Here is a 15359-nt window from a genome sequence, read left to right as displayed (position 1 = left end):
TGTCCGGCTGCCTTGGCTACCCGGGCAGCCACTGCACCCACAGCCTGCGCTCGCGCGGGCCGTCGAATTCGCAGAAGTACACCCCCTGCCACGTGCCCAGGCGCAGCCGCCCGCCGTCCACGATGAGCAGCAGCGACGGCCCGAACAGGCTGGTCTTGATGTGCGCGTCGCTGTTGCCTTCGGCGTGGCGGTAGTCGCCGCGCCGTGGAACAAGATTTCCCATGTTCACGGCGATGTCGCGGGCAACGTCGGGGTCGGCGGCCTCGTTCACGGTCACCGCGCCGGTGGTGTGCGGGCAGAACAGCACCAGCGCACCGTGGGTCCAGCCCTTGCGGGCCACCAGTTCCTGAAGTTCCTCGGTCACGTCCAGCAAGTGTTCGCGCGCGGTGGTGCGCAGGGACAGCGTTTCCATGGGTGCTCCTTGGGTGGCGTGCGGGGTGCGCCATGCCGGTTCGGGACGGGCGCATTTTCGTCGTTTCGCCAGTAGGTGCGGCGGGTTGCGGGTGCATCCGCCGCCCGGCCATCTTGAGCCCGTGCTGTTTTTTGCCTACAACCGCATGGCGATGCGAGGCAAGTGGGGGGTGCAGGGGACATCGTCCCCTGCCCGCCGGAGGCGAGCAAGAAGGCTCCCGGCTGATGGCGCAAGGACAGGATTCTCCGCGCAGCATATACCAGACTGGCCGCGCCCGCGCGCGGCCGCAGGAGTACACGCATGCCTGTCGTCATGGGCACCGCAGGACATATCGACCACGGCAAGACCTCGCTGGTCCGCGCGCTGACCGGCATCGACTGCGACCGGCTGGAAGAGGAAAAGCGCCGGGGCATCACCATCGAACTCGGCTTCGCGTTCGTCGACCTGCCGGGAGGCGGGCGGCTGGGCATCGTGGACGTGCCGGGGCACGAGCGTTTCGTCAGGAACATGGTGGCCGGGGCCTCGGGCATCGACTTCGTCATGCTGGTCATCGCGGCGGACGAAGGGGTGATGCCCCAGACCCGCGAACACCTGGAAATCTGCTCGCTGCTGGGTATCCGGCACGGGCTGGTGGCCCTGACCAAGGTGGACATGGTGGACCCGGAATGGCTGGAACTGGCGCGCGAGGACGTGGCCGGGTTCCTGGCCGGGACCTTCCTTGAGGGCGCGCCCATCTTTCCGGTGTCGTCGGCCACGGGCCAAGGGCTGGATGCGCTGCGCGAACACCTGGTGACGCTGGAACGCGAACTGCGCCCGGTGCGCCGCAGCGACCTGTTCCGCCTGCCCGTGGACCGCGTGTTCACCATGAAGGGGCACGGCACGGTGGTCACCGGCACCATGGTGTCCGGCAGCGTGAAGGTGGGCGACGAGGTGTTGTTGTACCCCGGCGGCGCCCTGACCAGGGTGCGCGGCCTGCAAAGCCACGGCGGCCCGGTGGACGTGGCCCCGGCCGGGCGGCGCACCGCCGTCAACGTGCAGGGGCTGGACGTTGAGGACGTGCAGCGCGGCGACGTGCTGGCCCATCCCGGCACGCTGTTTCCGTCCCTGCGCTGGATGACCCGGCTGACCTGCCTGTCGTCCGCGCCCACGCCGCTGAAAAACCGCACCGAGGTGCACTTTCACCACGGCGCGCGCGAGGTGTTGGCGCGGCTGTACTTCCCGGACCGGGACAAACTGGCCCCCGGCGAAACCGCCCTGTGCGAGGTGCGCTTCACCGAGCCCATGGTGGGCGTGGCGGGCGACCGTTGCGTGGTGCGCTCGTTCTCACCGCTGCGCACGGTGGCGGGCGGCCCGGTGCTGCACCCGCTGGGGCTGGACCTGCGCCGCCGCGACCCGGAATTCGCGGACAGGCTGGCCCTGCTGGATGGCCTGCCCGACGTGCCCGGCGCTCCCCAGGACGCGGGCGACGGCGGAACGCCCGAAGCGGCCACCCTGGCCCTGCTGCGGCTGGCCGGTTCGGCCGGGGCGCGGTTCGCCCAGCTTTCGGTGCTGACCAACCTTGAGTCGAAGCGGCTGGACAAGGCCCTGCAAGCGCTGGGGGCCAAGGGGCAGGTGTTCTGCTTCGACCGCGACGAGCGCGCCTACGTGGATGCGGAGACGGTGCGCCGCCTGGGGGCGGGGTGCCTGGCCCGCGCGGCGGAATTCCACGCCCGCGAACCGTTGAAGCCCGGCATGGCGCGGGGCGCGCTGTCCGCCGGGTGGGGCCGGGGGCTGCATCCCAAGCTGGTGCATTTCATCGTGGAGCGGTTGCTGAAGTCGGGCGAACTGGTGGCCGAGGGCGACGTGCTGCGCCTGCCGGGGCACAAGGTGTCGCTGGCCTCGGACCAGGAAGGGCTGCGCGCCAGGATCCGCGCCGCCTACGCGGAAGGGGGCAGCAGCCCGCCCAACGTGAAGGACGTGCTGGACCCGCTGGGGCTGGAGTTCAAGGAGGCGGCGGCGGTGTTCAAGCTGCTCCAGGACGCCGGGGAACTGGTGAAGGTGAAGGACGGGCTGTACTTTCCGGGGCCGGTGATGGCGGACCTGAAGGCCCGCGTTGCCGCGTGGTTCGACACCCACGACGACCTGGACCCAGCGGGCTTCAAGGAACTGTCGGGTGGCCTTTCGCGCAAGTACGTGATTCCGCTGCTGGAATACTTCGACAAGGAGCGCGTGACCATCCGCGTGGGGGACAAGCGGCAACTGAGAGGCCGCTAGGGGCTGTTTCTAAATTGTCCTTTCGCCCGTTGGCTGCGTCAAACTTTGCCTGCCATTTCGGTCAAATACAATAAGAGTATGTTCCCTCATGGCAGGCTCGTTTTCCTTGCCAACGAACGAAAATCCTAATTTAGAAACAGCCCCTAGCCCGCGAAGCGTCCGCATCGTTTTCCAGAGAGCATGAAAGAACGTCACCATCGGGCGGACCCGATGGTGACGTTTCGTTTGCGGCGGCGAAAGCTCAGAACAGCAGCGCGCGCAGGCTGCCCAGAAGGCCGGTGAAGGTGCCCTGCGAAGGCCCGGCCATGCCGGGCGGGGGCGGCAGCACCACGTCCCCGGCGTCGGGGTCGGGCTGGGCGGCAAGGCGCTGGCGCAAGGCCGCATAGGCCTGGTCCAGGCGTTCCTCGTCCAGGCGGCGCTTGCGTTCGGCCTCGTGCATGGCGCGTTCGTGACGCTCCATGGCGGCCTGGTGGTGTTTTAACAAATGTTCGACATCGTCATGCATTACGAACCTCGCTGTGGCCGGTCCTCGCGACATTCGTGGCGCGGTTTGCCATGGCTGTTTCGTGGGCTTTCATTTTGTGCGCAGGTCGTGAATATCTTTATAAAAACTGGAAAGATAACTATAGCGCCGCCACGCATTTTCTGTCAATCGCGTGAGATGCGCGGGCAAGGAAAAACCTGTGGTCCGGCACGCGTGCCGCAGGTTTTCATGTCATGTCGCGGGGATTCGAAAGGCAGGGGGTGGCTGGAAAACGTGAAGGCAGCCTGTGGCCCCGTGCCATTCCGCACGGTGGAGACAGCGGCGTGCGCGTGGGCTGTGCGCCGTCACGCTCCGGCGTCCGCGTCCGCAAGGGCGCGCAGGCTGCGCCAGACCTCGCGGAACAGGACGCCCTCGGCGTGGGGGGCGAACTCCGGCACGGAAAGTCCGGCGAACTGCGCGGCCATGAAGACCGGCGAAAGGGGCAGGCTGCCGAGCAGGGGCAGGGCGTGTTCGCCGCAGAAGGCTTCGATGCGGCGGGCCATGCCGGTGTGGATGTCCGCCTTGTTCAGCAGTACGGCCGCGCGGACGCCGAAATGCCGGGTCAGCGCGTGCACCCGCTCCAGATCGTGCAGGGCCGAGACCGTGGGTTCCGTGACCAGCAGGGCCGTATCCGCACCGGCCAGCGAGGCGATGACCGGGCAGCCCACCCCCGGCGAGCCGTCGATGAGCACGGTGTCCGCCCCCAGCGCCCCGGCGATTTCGCGGGCGCGGGTGCGCACCGTGCTCACCAGTTTGCCGGAGTTTTCCTCGCCCATGTCAAGCGCCGCGTGCACCATGGGGCCGCAGCGGGTGTCGGAGACGTACCATTCGCCGCAAAGCCGCTCGTCCAGCGCCACGGCCCCCTCGGGGCAGACGTGGGCGCAGGCGCCGCAGCCCTCGCACATCTCGCGGGCCACGTACGGCGGCGCATCCAGTGCGCCGTAGCGGCACGCCGCCGTGCAGGCCCCGCAACGGGTGCAGAGACCGGCGTCGATGCGGGCCAGCACGCCGCTGTGAAAGTCGTGCCGTTCGCGCACCACGGGCGCCAGCAGCAGGTGCAGATCCGATGCGTCCACGTCGCAGTCGGCCAGCACCAGCGCGGGCGGTGACGCTCCCTCTTCCCGCGCGGTTCCCGCCGGGGCGGCGCTTTCGCGGGCCACGGCCGCCAGCGCCGCCGTGACGCTGGTCTTGCCCGTGCCCCCCTTGCCGCTGATGACCACTATCTGCCGCATGTCCGCTCCCTTGCGTTCGCGTCTCTGGCCATGGCCTCCATCGTATCCGCCAGTTTGGCGTAGGCCGCGCGCATCTCCGGCGCGGCGTCGTGCACCAGGCTGCCGGTGGCCCCGCATTCCGTCGCCGCCCGGCTGAAGGGGATGGTCACCAGCAGGGGCACGCCTTCGCGCGCGGCCCAGTCGCGCACGGGGTCGTCCGCCGCCGGAGTTGCGCCGGGCTGGCCCATCCCGGCCCCCATCCCGATTCTATTCAGCACCACGGCATGCGGCAGGCGCAGGTGCCGCGCAAGGCCCACGGCCAGACGCAGGTCGTGCAGGCCGAAGGGCGAGGGCTCGGCCACCAGCAAGAGCAGGTCGGCGTCATGCACGGCGTTGATGGCGGCGCACGCGACGCCCGGCGGGCAGTCGCGGATGGTGAAGACGCACGGCTCCGGCGCGTCATCCCCCCGCGCGACGGGCGCCACCGGGGGCGGCACGTCCTTCACCGCCTTGATCAGCGGGGTGGCCATGGCCTCGCCGATGCGCAGCACTCCGTCCCGAAAACGCAGGACGGGCGTTGCGCCGGGGCGTGCGGAGCCCCTTTCCGCCGTGTCCGCGCCATCGCCCATGGCCGGGCGGATGCGGGCGATGCCGCCTCGCACTTCGCCCACCAGGCGCGTGGCGGAGGTCATGGCTCCCGTGGGGCAGACCAGGGCGCACAGCCCGCAGCCGTGGCACAGGTCCGGAAAGTCCAGCACCGCATCGCCCATGAACGCCAGAGCCTTGAAGCGGCAGGCATCCACGCAGCGGCGGCACGCCGCGCCAAGGCACAGGGTTTCGTTCACCTTGGGCACGGGCAGGGTGCACTGTTCGCGTGTCTTCCACTCCACGGGCAGGAACAGGTGCGCGTTGGGTTCCTCCACGTCGCAGTCCGCGAGCGCCACCCGATGGCCCCGCGCGGCAAGCAGCGCGGCAAGGTTCACGGCCACGGTGGTCTTGCCCGTGCCCCCCTTGCCGCTGGCGATGGCCAGTTTCATGCGGCCTCCGTCGCGGCGCCGCGTGCATGCAGGCCGCCGGGGACGGCGATTCCCGGGCGGCCTGCCGGTTTGTCGGCGGGCGTCATCGGCCGCCGCCGGTGGAGGGCGGAACGGCCGGTCCGCGTCCGCGTCCGGCTCCGCGCCCCGGTCCGAGCCCCCTGCCGAGACCCCTGCCGAAGCCCCTGCCGTTGCCCGGCCGCAGGGCGTCGATGGCGTCCCGCGCCATGCCGAGCACGTTGCCGAGGCTGGCGGCAAGTTCGTCAAGGGCGGAAGCCTCCGCCCCCGCGTCATCAACCACGGGCGGGCACGGGCGGCCAGCGGGCTCACGCCGCGCCCGTGCCGCGCCGCAGCGGCCCATGCCGCGTCCGGTGCCGGGGCCCTGCCCCAGGGGACCTGTTCCGTTCATGCTGGGCATAAGCGCCTCCTGATTACAGGTGAAACCGTGACCACGCGGCCACGGTTGCCGGTCAGCATGAACCGTTCCAGCGCGGGACGGTCAATGATGCTGCTCTGTTATGACGGGCATGAAGCGCCTGGAGAAAAAACGGGCGCGAAACGCGCCCGCGTGATACGTGAATGCTTGCATACCAAATAAACGGCAGTGTCGCGCCACGCGGCGCGCCGTATCCGGAAAAAGGAGCACGCCATGGCCCTGCCGCGTGACATATCCTGCGAAACCATCATGGAAAGCGTGGCCGACGGCGTGTTCACCGTGGACCTCGACTGGCGGATCACCTCGTTCAACCGGGCGGCGGCGGAAATCACCGGGGTGCCCCCGCACGAGGCCCTGGGCAGGCGCTGCCGCGACGTGTTCCATTCCAGCATCTGCGACGGGGCCTGCGTGCTTCGGGCGTGCATCGAGCAGGACATGCCGCTGGGCAACCGGTCGGTGTTCATCCTGCGCCCGGACGGCTGCAAGGTGCCCGTGAGCATCAGCGGCGCGCCCCTGCGCGACCGGCGCGGCAGGCTGATGGGCGGGGTGGAGACCTTCCGCGATCTTTCCGCCCTGCACCTGATGCGCAAGCAACTGGACGGCCAGCACACCGTGGAGGACATCGTCACCCGCGGCGCGGCCATGATCCGCCTGCTGGGCATCCTGCCGCAGGTGGCGGCCAGCGACGCGCCCGTGCTGGTGCTGGGAGAATCGGGCACCGGCAAGGAACTGTTCGCCCGCGCCATCCACAACCTGAGCCCGCGGCGGGGCAGGCCCTTCGTGGGGGTGAACTGCGGGGCCCTGCCGGAACACCTGCTGGAATCGGAACTGTTCGGCTACAAGGCCGGGGCGTTCACCGACGCGCGGCGCGACAAGCCGGGCCGCTTCGCCCTGGCGGACGACGGCACCATCTTCCTCGACGAAATCGGCGACATGCCGCTGCCCTTGCAGGTGAAGCTGCTGCGGGTGTTGCAGGAGAAGGCGTACGAACCGCTGGGCGCGGTGCGGCCCCAGGCGGCGCCCGCGCGGGTCATCGCCGCCACCAACCGCGACCTGGAACGCCTGGCGGGCGAGGGGGGATTCCGCAGCGACCTGTACTACCGGCTCAACGTGGTCATGCTGCGCCTGCCCGCCCTGCGCGAGCGGCCGGAGGACATCCCCCTGCTGCTCGACCACTTCGTGTCGCAACGCAACCTGCTGAGCGGCAAGGATATCGAGGGCGTGTCCGAGGACGTGCTGCACCTGTTGCTGCGCTATCCCTTTCCCGGCAACGTGCGCGAGTTGGAGAACATCATCGAGTATGCGTTCATCCTGTGCCCGCGCGGGTTCATCCAGTTGGAACACCTGCCGGAGTATCTGCTGGGCGCTCATGCGCCGCCTGCCGGTCCCGGTCTGGCGGCGGGCGGGACCGTGGCGGCGGTTGCCGCCGGGCCGCGCACCATGGCCGCCGCCAAGCTGGCCGCCGCGCGCGAGGCCCTGCGGCGGCATGGCGGGCGTGTGATGGCGGCCTGCCGCGAACTGGACATATCCAAGGATACCCTGCGGCGCATCCTGAAGGGCGGCGGAGCGGGCTGAGCCGTCCGCCGTGGAGGGAAGGCGGGCCTGGCAGAGCGCAGGGCGGATCACGGGCTGCTGCGGCGCGGTCGCCGGGGGAAGAATGGGCGTATTTTACGCCCATTTTTCGTTTGGGGCGTGTTTCGCGCCCGTATCGGGGGCCTCTCCGGGACGCCGCGAGCGCCACGCACCTGCAACATGCCGTGATGACGGCGCGTTTCCGGATGGCATCATGCATGCTTGGTGGGGGTGCGGCCGCCGCGCCGCGGGGACGCCATGAATGCCCATGTCTGCCTTGCCTGCATCGAGGATCGCCTTGCCACGCTGCTGGAAACGGCCGCCGAACTGCGTTGCGTGCGCATGTCCGGCGGGGTTCCAGCGGAACGGACCGTCCTCCCCGTGCCGGACGGCGGTTCAGCGCCGCTCATCGACGTTCTGTCGCGCCATGGAGTTTCCCTGCTGGTGTGCGGAGGGATCCGTCCATGCTGGCGGAACGCCGTGGAGATGGCCGGGATCGCCGTCCTGCCGTGGCTTTCGGGCAGCGAGGCGGACGTGCTGTCCGCCCTTGCGCGGGGCAGGCCGGATACGCTTGCCATGCCCGGATGCCGTCCTCTCGGTGGCAGGGGCGGCGGGCCACGGCGCGGCGGCCCATGCACCACAACGGACGCAGCCTGCCTTCGGCGGCGGCGTCGCAACGCAGGAGAATGACACCATGCAGGTTCTTATCACCGTGCAGGACAACGTGCCGGACGCCCCGCCCGGCGCGGCGGAGGGCGACGCCCTTCTGGACGCCCGCCTGGACCCGCGTTTCGGGCGCGCGCAAGGCTATCTGCTGTGCGATACGGCCACGGGGGCGGTGCGCAGGCTGGATACGGCCTGCAACATGTCGCTGGCCCAGGGCGCGGGCATCCAGGCCGCGCAGGCCGCCGCCGACGCCGGGGCGGAGGCCGTGATCACCGGCCACGTGGGACCCAAGGCATACACGGCGCTGCGGCGGGGCGGCATCGCCATCTATCTTGCAACGCACGCCACCGCGCGCCAGGCCCTGCGTTCCCTGGCGGAAGGCAGCCTGGCCCCGGCGACGGAGCCCGACCGGGAAGGACACTGGTAGCCATGGGTACGGACACGCACGAACAGGAGCACGGTTGCGGCTGCGGCGGGGCCGGTTGCGGCGGGGAACGGCACGTGGAGGCCACTGGGGGCTGCACCGGATCCGGCTGCGGCAGCCGGGACGAACATGCCGGACAGGGTGATCATGCCGGGCAGGGTGAACATGCCGGGGATGACGCCGTCGGACCGGGCGACGGCGCGGAAACCCCGGTGCGCCTTGCCGGACGGGTGGGCGCCAAACTGGTGGTGCTGAGCGGCAAGGGCGGCGTGGGCAAGAGCACCGTGGCCGTGAACCTGGCCGTGGGCCTTGCCCGCACCGGGCGCAAGGTGGGCCTGCTGGACGTGGACGTGCACGGTCCCAGCGTGCCGCGCATGCTGGGGCTTGGCCGGGCCAGGCCCGTGGCGGGCGAAGGCTGGATGGCCCCGGTGAGCGCGGGGCCGAATCTGCGGGTGATGTCGCTGGGGTTCTTCCTGCCCGACCCGGAAGTGCCGGTAATCTGGCGCGGCCCGGTGAAGATGGGCATGGTGCGGCAGTTTCTGGTGGACGTGCGCTGGGGCGACCTGGACGTGCTGGTGGTGGACTGCCCGCCCGGCACCGGGGACGAGCCGCTTTCGGTGCTGCAACTGCTGGGGCCGGACGCGCATGCGGTGGTGGTCACCACGCCGCAGGGGGTGGCCGTGGACGATGTGCGGCGGTCCGTGGGGTTCTGCCGCCAGGTCGGCAACCCTATTCTGGGCATCGTCGAGAACATGGGCGGTTACGTGTGCCCCAAATGCGGCGAACTGACTCCGCTGTTTCCCGCCGGGGGCGGCGAGCAATTGGCGCGCGAGTCCCGCGTGCCGTTTCTGGGCAGCATTCCCCTGCACCCCGACCTGACCAGCGCCGGTGACGCAGGGCGCAGCCTGCTGGATACGGACCCGGCCGCCGGGCAGGAACCGGCGCACCCGGTGATCCGGGCCTTTGAACCGCTGGTGCGGGCCGCAGGAGCGGTGTGCCCGCCCGCGCCGGGAACCCCGGCAACGGCGGCGGCAACCCCGGCCAGCGACAACGGCGGCCCTGCGCCGCAGGGAGCATCGGACATGAAGATCGCCATTCCGCTGGCGGCAGGCAGGCTGTGCCAGCACTTCGGCCATTGCGAACAGTTCGCCGTGCTGACCGTGGACCCCGGCAACGGCACGGTGAAGGACCGGGAACTGCTGACGCCCCCGCCCCACGAGCCGGGTGTGCTGCCCGCGTGGATAGCGGAGACGGGCGCCCGGCTGGTCATTGCCGGGGGCATGGGCGCACGGGCGCGCCAACTGCTGGAAGAACGGGGCGTGCAGGTGCTGGTGGGCGCGCCCGCCTCCGATCCGGCGGACCTCGTGTCGGCATGGTTCGGCAACCGCCTGGAGCTTGGGGCCAACACCTGCGACCATTAGGCGGCGCGGCAACGAAAAACGGGCGCGGGGATGTCCCCGCGCCCGTCGTCAATGCAAGGCGTTTTGGTGCGCTGTGATGCGGCGTGCGCCTAGCGGCGGTCGCCGCCACGGCCACGGTCGCCGCCACGGCCGCGATCACCGCCGCGGCCGCCCCGGTCCCCACGGTCGCCGCCACGGCGGTCTCCACGGTCACCGCGATCACGCGGCGGGCCGGACGGACGGGCGGTGTCTTCGGGGTTCCATTCGACGCCCTGCTCTTCCAGCAGCACGGCCTTGCGGCTGGCGCGGATGCGGTCGCCGTTGATCTCGATGACCTTGACGGTCATGTCCTCGCCAAGGCGCGCCACGTCGCCCGCCTGTTCCACGCGGTTGGTGTCCAGCTGCGAGATGTGCACCAGGGCTTCGAGGTTGGGCAGGATTTCGACGATGGCGCCGATTTCCAGCACCTTGCGCACCTTGCCCACGTAGTTCTTGCCCAGTTCCGCGCGCTGGTCGTAGTACTGCACCATTTCGCGGGCCATTTCCATGGCCTCGAAGGTGGGCGCGAAGATGGAGACCTTGCCGCTGTCCTCGATGTCGATGGACGCGCCGGTGGCGGCGGTGATGGCCTTGATGTTCTTGCCGCCGGGGCCGATGATGATGCGGATGACGTCGGGGTTGACGAACACCTCGGCATGCTGCGGCGCGTACTTGGAAAGCTCGGTGCGGGGAGCTTCCAGCACCTTGGCCATTTCGCCCAGGATGTGCAGGCGCGCCTCGCGGGCCTGGGCCATGGCGCGGGCCATGACTTCGGTGGGCAGGCCGGTGATCTTGATGTCCATCTGGACCGCGGTGATGCCTTCGGCCGTGCCCGCGATCTTGAAATCCATGTCGCCGAGGGCGTCTTCATCGCCAAGGATGTCGGTGAGCACCAGGTACTCGCCCTCTTCCTTGATCAGGCCCATGGCCACCCCGGCCACCGGGGCGGTGACGGGCACGCCCGCGTCCATCAGCGAAAGGCTGCCGCCGCACACCGCGGCCATGGACGAGGAACCGTTGGATTCCATGGTTTCCGCCACCACGCGCAGGGTGAAGGGGAAGGAATCGTCAACGGGCAGCACCGGCTTCAGGGCCTTTTCGGCAAGGGCGCCGTGGCCGATTTCGCGGCGGGACACGCGCGACATCTTCACTTCGCCCACCGAGTAGGCGGGGAAGTTGTAGTGCAGCATGAATTTCTTGGTCACGTCGCCCACCAGCGAATCCATGCGCTGGCTGTCGGTGGAGCTGCCAAGGGTGGCCACCACCAGCGACTTGGTTTCGCCGCGCGCGAACAGCGCGGAACCGTGGGCGCGGGGCAGCAGGCCAGCCTCGATGAGGATGGGGCGCACGGTCCTGGTGTCGCGGCCGTCGATGCGGGTGCCTTCCTTCAGAATGCGGCGGCGCACCAGCACCTTTTCCAGCGAACCGAGCATGTCGCCCACTTCGCGGCCAAGGTTGGGGTTCTCGGCCAGGGCCGGGTCGGCCAGCAGGGCTTCGAGCACCTTCTCCTTCACGGCCTTGCGGGCGTCCTTGCGGGCCATCTTTTCGGGGATGCGCAGGGCCTTTTCCAGTTCGGCGGTGGCCAGTTCCTCGACGCGGGCCTTCAACTCGGTGTTTTCCACCGGTGGGGTCACGGCCATCTTGGCCTTGCCCGCCAGTTCCATCAGCTTGAGCTGGGCGTCGATGAGCGGCTGGATTTCCTTGTGGGCCCATTCCAGGGCGGCCACGATGACGTCCTCGGGCACGAACTGGGCTTCGCCTTCCACCATCACCACGGAGTCGCGCGAGGCGGCGATGACGATGGCGAGGTCGCTGGCCTCCATTTCCTTCAGGGTGGGGTTCAGCACGAACTCGCCGTTCACGCGGCCGATGCGCGCGCCCGCCACCGGGCCTTCGAAGGGAATGGGCGAGATGCACAACGCGGCGGAAGCGCCGGTAAGGGCCAGCACGTCGCTGTCGTTTTCCTGGTCGGCGGAAATGACGTTGGCGAGAATTTGCACTTCGTCACGGAAGCCCTTGGTGAACAGGGGGCGCACCGGACGGTCGATGAGGCGGGAAACCAGGGTTTCGCGCTCGCTGGGGCGGCCGATTTCGCGGCGGAAGAAGCTGCCGGGAATGCGGCCCGCGGCGTACATCTTTTCGGAGTAGTCCACGGTCAGCGGGAAGAAGCCCATGTCGCGTTCCATGGGCTGGGTGCATGCGGTGACCAGCACCACGGTGCCGCCGCACTGCACCCAGACCGCGCCGTGCGCCTGGTTGGCGAGGCGGCCGGTCTCGAGGATGATCTCTTTTCCGCCAACCGTGGCGGAGACGCGCGTGGCGTCGAAAACGCTTTCCATTGTTGCGTTCCTTCTCGATGCAGCGAAGGGGATTCCGGGGAGAAGGCCATGACGTGGCGGGGTGTGGCCAGGCGGGACCGGGTAAAACCGGAGATGACCGGACGGGGCCAACGCGGCAGGACGGGGCGGGATGCGGCGTCGTGCCGTCATGGTGTGGCCGGGCCGGTGTTCCGGCTCCGGCATGGCGCTCTTCCCGGACCCCCCTTCACGCTGCGTGTTGGGGGCGACTCGGCGCCCATATGCATCGCACGGGGCCCGGCGTCACGTGACGCCGGGCCCCGGCCGATGGCGGATTACTTTCTCAGGCCGAGCTTCTCGATCAGCGCACGGTAGCGCTGAACGTCCTTGTTCTTGAGGTATTTCAGAAGCTTCCGGCGCTGGCCGACCAGCTTGAGCAGGCCGGTGCGCGAGTGGAAGTCCTTCTTGTGCACCTTGAAGTGTCCGGTGAGTTGCTCGATGCGGGCGGTGAGCAGCGCGACCTGCACTTCGGGCGACCCGGTGTCGCCTTCGTGCTTCGCGTGCACGTCAATGATGCCCTTCTTCTGATCGACGTCCATGACCACAGCTGTTTCCTCCATGCGGTTGTTACTGGCTCCACAGTCCCCGAAGCACGGTCCAGACCGGCTGCGCGTTCACGATGCGCGTCTCGGCCAGGGCCACGGGCGTGTCGTCCGGAGCGAGCATGATGGCCTTCAGCCCTTCGGCGAACGGCAGTTGCGCCATGGCCTCGGGCACGTAAGGCAGGGCCGTCCCGTTGCGTACCGCCGCTTCCTGCGCCGCGCCGATGCGCAGCTTGGGCCAGTGGGGCAGGGCACGCGTGACGGGTATGACCCGCTCCGGCAACCGCTCGGGCTCGGCGAGCACGGCATCAAGCTCGTGCGCCTCGTCAAGGCCGAACGGGTGACTGTACTCCCGGGTGAGTTCCGTAAGCATGGCGCCGCACCCTAAACGTATCCCCAAGCTGTGGGCCAGGGACCGTATGTAGGTGCCGGAACTGCACGTCACCCGGAAGGTCGCGAACGGCAGGTCGACCGATACGACCTGCGCCCGCGAAATTTCGACGGTCTTCGTCTTCACCGGCGTCTCGCGCCCGGCCCGGGACAGCTTGTACAAGGGCTGCCCCTGGTGCTTGGCGGCGGAGTAGGGCGGCACCTCCTGTTCGGTGCTGCCCAGCCAGTGTTCCACCTCGCGCCGGATGTCGTCCGGGGTCACGTGGTCGCAGGGGGCGGTGGCCGTCACGCTGCCTTCCGCGTCCCACGTGTCGGTGGTGGCGCCAAGGCGAAAGGTGCCCAGGTACACCTTTTCGCCGTCGGCCATCAGGTGGCCGGAAATCTTTGTCGCATGCCCCAGCAACACAAGGAGCACCCCCCTCGCCATGGGATCGAGGGTGCCCGCGTGTCCGATCTTTTTCTGGCCGAGCCGCTTCACCCTGGCGATGCACTGCGCCGAGGTGGGGCCCTGGGGCTTGTTCAGCACCAGAAGGCCGTGCTGCTGCGCTGGCAGGACAGCCATATACTTTATGCCTCTTTGCCGCAGGGCGCAAGCTGCGCGGGAATGGCCGCCAGCACGGCGCGCGCGGCCACGTGGGGGGCCATGTCCAACTCGGCCCCGGCCGCGTTGCGGTGGCCGCCGCCGCCAAAGGCCGCCGCCACCACGCGCACGTCATCCGTGCCGCTGGAGCGCAAGCTGATCTTGCTGCGGCCCGAGCCGTCGCCGCGCACCATCAGCGAAACGCGCACCCCGCCCAGACGGCGCAACTGCGAGGCGTACCCTTCCAGGTCTTCCTTGTCCGCTCCGTGCAGCGCGAACATGTCGTCGGTGATCACCGACACCGCCACCGCGCCGCCGCAGTGCAGCTCTATGCCCTGCATCAGCGCGCCCCACAGCCGCATGCGGCCGATGGACCAGTTGTTTTCCAGCCGGTCGTGGAACAGGCCGGGTTGCAGCCCCAGCCGCACGATCTCCGCCGCCAGTTCCAGCAGGTCGCCGCTGGTGCTGCCGTAGCAGAAGTTGCCGGTGTCCGTGCACATGCCCAGGTACACCGCCTCGCCCAGCGGGCCGGAAAGCGGCACGCCCAGTTCGCGCGCCAGCATGCCCGCCATCTGGCAGGTGGCCGCCAGGTGCGGCTCCACCCAGTTGCCCACCGTGCCGAACATCGGATTGCCCTGGTGATGGTCGATGTTCACGCTGCGCAACTCCGGCAGCCTCGCCTGCAAGTCGCCGCCCACGCGGTGCGCGTCGCCGCAGTCCAGGATCACCGCCAGGCGCGGCGTGAACCCTTCCAGTTCCGCCCAGGTGCGCGCCACCGGACCGCCCATGTCCACCCAGCCGTACTGGTGCGGCACCCCGCTGGTGTTGTACAGCCGGAACCGCTTGCCCAAGGCCCGCAGCACGTGCGCCACAGCCGCCATGGACCCCACGGCGTCGCCGTCCGGGTTGGCGTGGCTGGCCACAAGGATGTCGTCCTCCGCACGGAGGATGGCGGCTATGCTGGCTGCGGTGTCGGTCATGGCGGGGTTCCTGCGGGGGGTGGGGGGAGTGTGCTGATTGATCAGGAGAGGAACCGGGGAGGGGACCTTTTAAAAAAGGTCTCCCTCCCCGGACCCCTCCCCCCAAAATTTTTTAATTGGGGCGGGAGTCGGTGGCGTGTCTTTCGGGCACGCCGAGGCGCGGAGAACCGGCGTTCGGGCTTCATTCCGCTGAAAAGAATTCAATGTCGCTGTAGGTCATCTCCTCGGGGCACACGGCCTCGATCATGGCCAGGCACTTGTCGAGACGGCTTTGCAGGTGCCGCTCGCTGTTGCTCACCGAAACCACGGCCAGCGACAGCCGGGTCAGGGAATCCTGGTTGCGCACCTCGGCGATGGACACGTTGAAGGTGTTGCGCACCTTCGTCTTCAGGCTGCTGGCGATGCGCCGCTTCCCTTTCAGGGAATCGTTGCCGTGCAACTCGAATTCCACCGTGAGCACGCCGATGATCATGGGAATATCGCGCCATGGGGCGCAGCGGTTGCAAGTCCGTTGACGGCAAACCGGGGGTGCAGGGGGCG

Annotated in this window: 14 protein-coding genes; 4 read left to right on the top strand and 10 right to left on the bottom strand. The window is 69.2% G+C overall.

The genetic code is table 11. The annotated features are described in order from the left end of the window. Positions 1–16: 16 nt before the first annotated feature. Positions 17–412 carry a secondary thiamine-phosphate synthase enzyme YjbQ gene (locus tag ACR4XJ_RS02835; RefSeq protein ID WP_434753778.1) on the bottom strand — a complete coding sequence of 132 codons (396 nt, stop codon included), beginning with the start codon at positions 410–412 and terminating at the stop codon, positions 17–19. A 300-nt stretch (positions 413–712) separates the two neighbouring features. Between ACR4XJ_RS02835 and selB the strand changes: the two genes are divergently transcribed. Beyond that, the gene (gene selB / locus ACR4XJ_RS02830; protein ID WP_434753777.1) at positions 713–2665 is read left to right on the top strand and encodes a selenocysteine-specific translation elongation factor; all 1953 of its coding nucleotides are present in this window, start codon (positions 713–715) and stop codon (positions 2663–2665) included. A gap of 241 nt (positions 2666–2906) precedes the next feature. Here the strand turns inward: selB and ACR4XJ_RS02825 are convergent, their stop codons facing one another. The 4 genes from ACR4XJ_RS02825 to ACR4XJ_RS02810 all read right to left on the bottom strand — a co-directional run bounded on the left by ACR4XJ_RS02825 (position 2907) and on the right by ACR4XJ_RS02810 (position 5851). Next, entirely contained in the window at positions 2907–3125 is a 219-nt protein-coding gene (locus ACR4XJ_RS02825; protein WP_434753776.1) for a hypothetical protein, read from the bottom strand. Positions 3126–3493: 368 nt separating this feature from the next. Next, positions 3494–4420 carry an ATP-binding protein gene (locus tag ACR4XJ_RS02820; protein WP_434753775.1) on the bottom strand — a complete coding sequence of 309 codons (927 nt, stop codon included), beginning with the start codon at positions 4418–4420 and terminating at the stop codon, positions 3494–3496. Continuing rightward, positions 4408–5436, bottom strand: coding sequence for a P-loop NTPase (locus ACR4XJ_RS02815; protein ID WP_434753774.1), 1029 nt, complete (start codon positions 5434–5436; stop codon positions 4408–4410). Before ACR4XJ_RS02815 ends, ACR4XJ_RS02820 begins: the two co-directional genes overlap by 13 nt. A gap of 82 nt (positions 5437–5518) precedes the next feature. Then, on the bottom strand, positions 5519–5851 hold the full coding sequence (locus tag ACR4XJ_RS02810; RefSeq protein ID WP_434753773.1) for a DUF5320 domain-containing protein: 333 nt from the start codon (positions 5849–5851) through the stop codon (positions 5519–5521). 231 nt (positions 5852–6082) lie between these two features. Between ACR4XJ_RS02810 and ACR4XJ_RS02805 the strand changes: the two genes are divergently transcribed. From ACR4XJ_RS02805 to ACR4XJ_RS02795, 3 genes are all read left to right on the top strand, one after another. Further along, the gene (locus ACR4XJ_RS02805; RefSeq protein ID WP_434753772.1) at positions 6083–7444 is read left to right on the top strand and encodes a sigma-54 interaction domain-containing protein; all 1362 of its coding nucleotides are present in this window, start codon (positions 6083–6085) and stop codon (positions 7442–7444) included. A gap of 691 nt (positions 7445–8135) precedes the next feature. Continuing rightward, positions 8136–8534: a NifB/NifX family molybdenum-iron cluster-binding protein gene (locus tag ACR4XJ_RS02800; RefSeq protein ID WP_434753771.1), complete on the top strand. Its 399-nt coding sequence runs from the start codon at positions 8136–8138 to the stop codon at positions 8532–8534. Between the two features lie 2 nt (positions 8535–8536). Further along, complete coding sequence (locus ACR4XJ_RS02795; RefSeq protein WP_434753770.1) at positions 8537–9952, top strand: iron-sulfur cluster carrier protein MrpORP; 1416 nt, start codon at positions 8537–8539, stop codon at positions 9950–9952. A gap of 89 nt (positions 9953–10041) precedes the next feature. On the opposite strand, the gene pnp is transcribed toward ACR4XJ_RS02795, so the two are convergent. From pnp to ACR4XJ_RS02770, 5 genes are all read right to left on the bottom strand, one after another. Next, positions 10042–12309 carry a polyribonucleotide nucleotidyltransferase gene (gene pnp / locus ACR4XJ_RS02790; protein WP_434753769.1) on the bottom strand — a complete coding sequence of 756 codons (2268 nt, stop codon included), beginning with the start codon at positions 12307–12309 and terminating at the stop codon, positions 10042–10044. 293 nt (positions 12310–12602) lie between these two features. Beyond that, on the bottom strand, positions 12603–12872 hold the full coding sequence (gene rpsO / locus ACR4XJ_RS02785; protein WP_333506709.1) for a 30S ribosomal protein S15: 270 nt from the start codon (positions 12870–12872) through the stop codon (positions 12603–12605). A 22-nt stretch (positions 12873–12894) separates the two neighbouring features. Beyond that, positions 12895–13821 (bottom strand): tRNA pseudouridine(55) synthase TruB, encoded by a 927-nt coding sequence (gene truB / locus ACR4XJ_RS02780; RefSeq protein ID WP_434753768.1) that lies wholly within the window; start codon positions 13819–13821, stop codon positions 12895–12897. Between the two features lie 5 nt (positions 13822–13826). Further along, a complete protein-coding gene (locus ACR4XJ_RS02775; protein ID WP_434753767.1) occupies positions 13827–14819 on the bottom strand; it encodes a DHH family phosphoesterase in 993 nt (330 codons plus the stop codon). Between the two features lie 181 nt (positions 14820–15000). Then, positions 15001–15291, bottom strand: coding sequence for a DUF503 domain-containing protein (locus ACR4XJ_RS02770; RefSeq protein WP_434753766.1), 291 nt, complete (start codon positions 15289–15291; stop codon positions 15001–15003). Between the last annotated feature and the right edge of the window lie 68 nt (positions 15292–15359).

Origin of the sequence: Nitratidesulfovibrio sp. D1, from assembly GCF_051133415.1 — a bacterium.
Classification (GTDB): domain Bacteria; phylum Desulfobacterota; class Desulfovibrionia; order Desulfovibrionales; family Desulfovibrionaceae; genus Cupidesulfovibrio.
The sequence above is the reverse complement of the archived record's forward strand: the minus strand, read 5'-3'. Positions and strand labels throughout refer to the sequence as shown.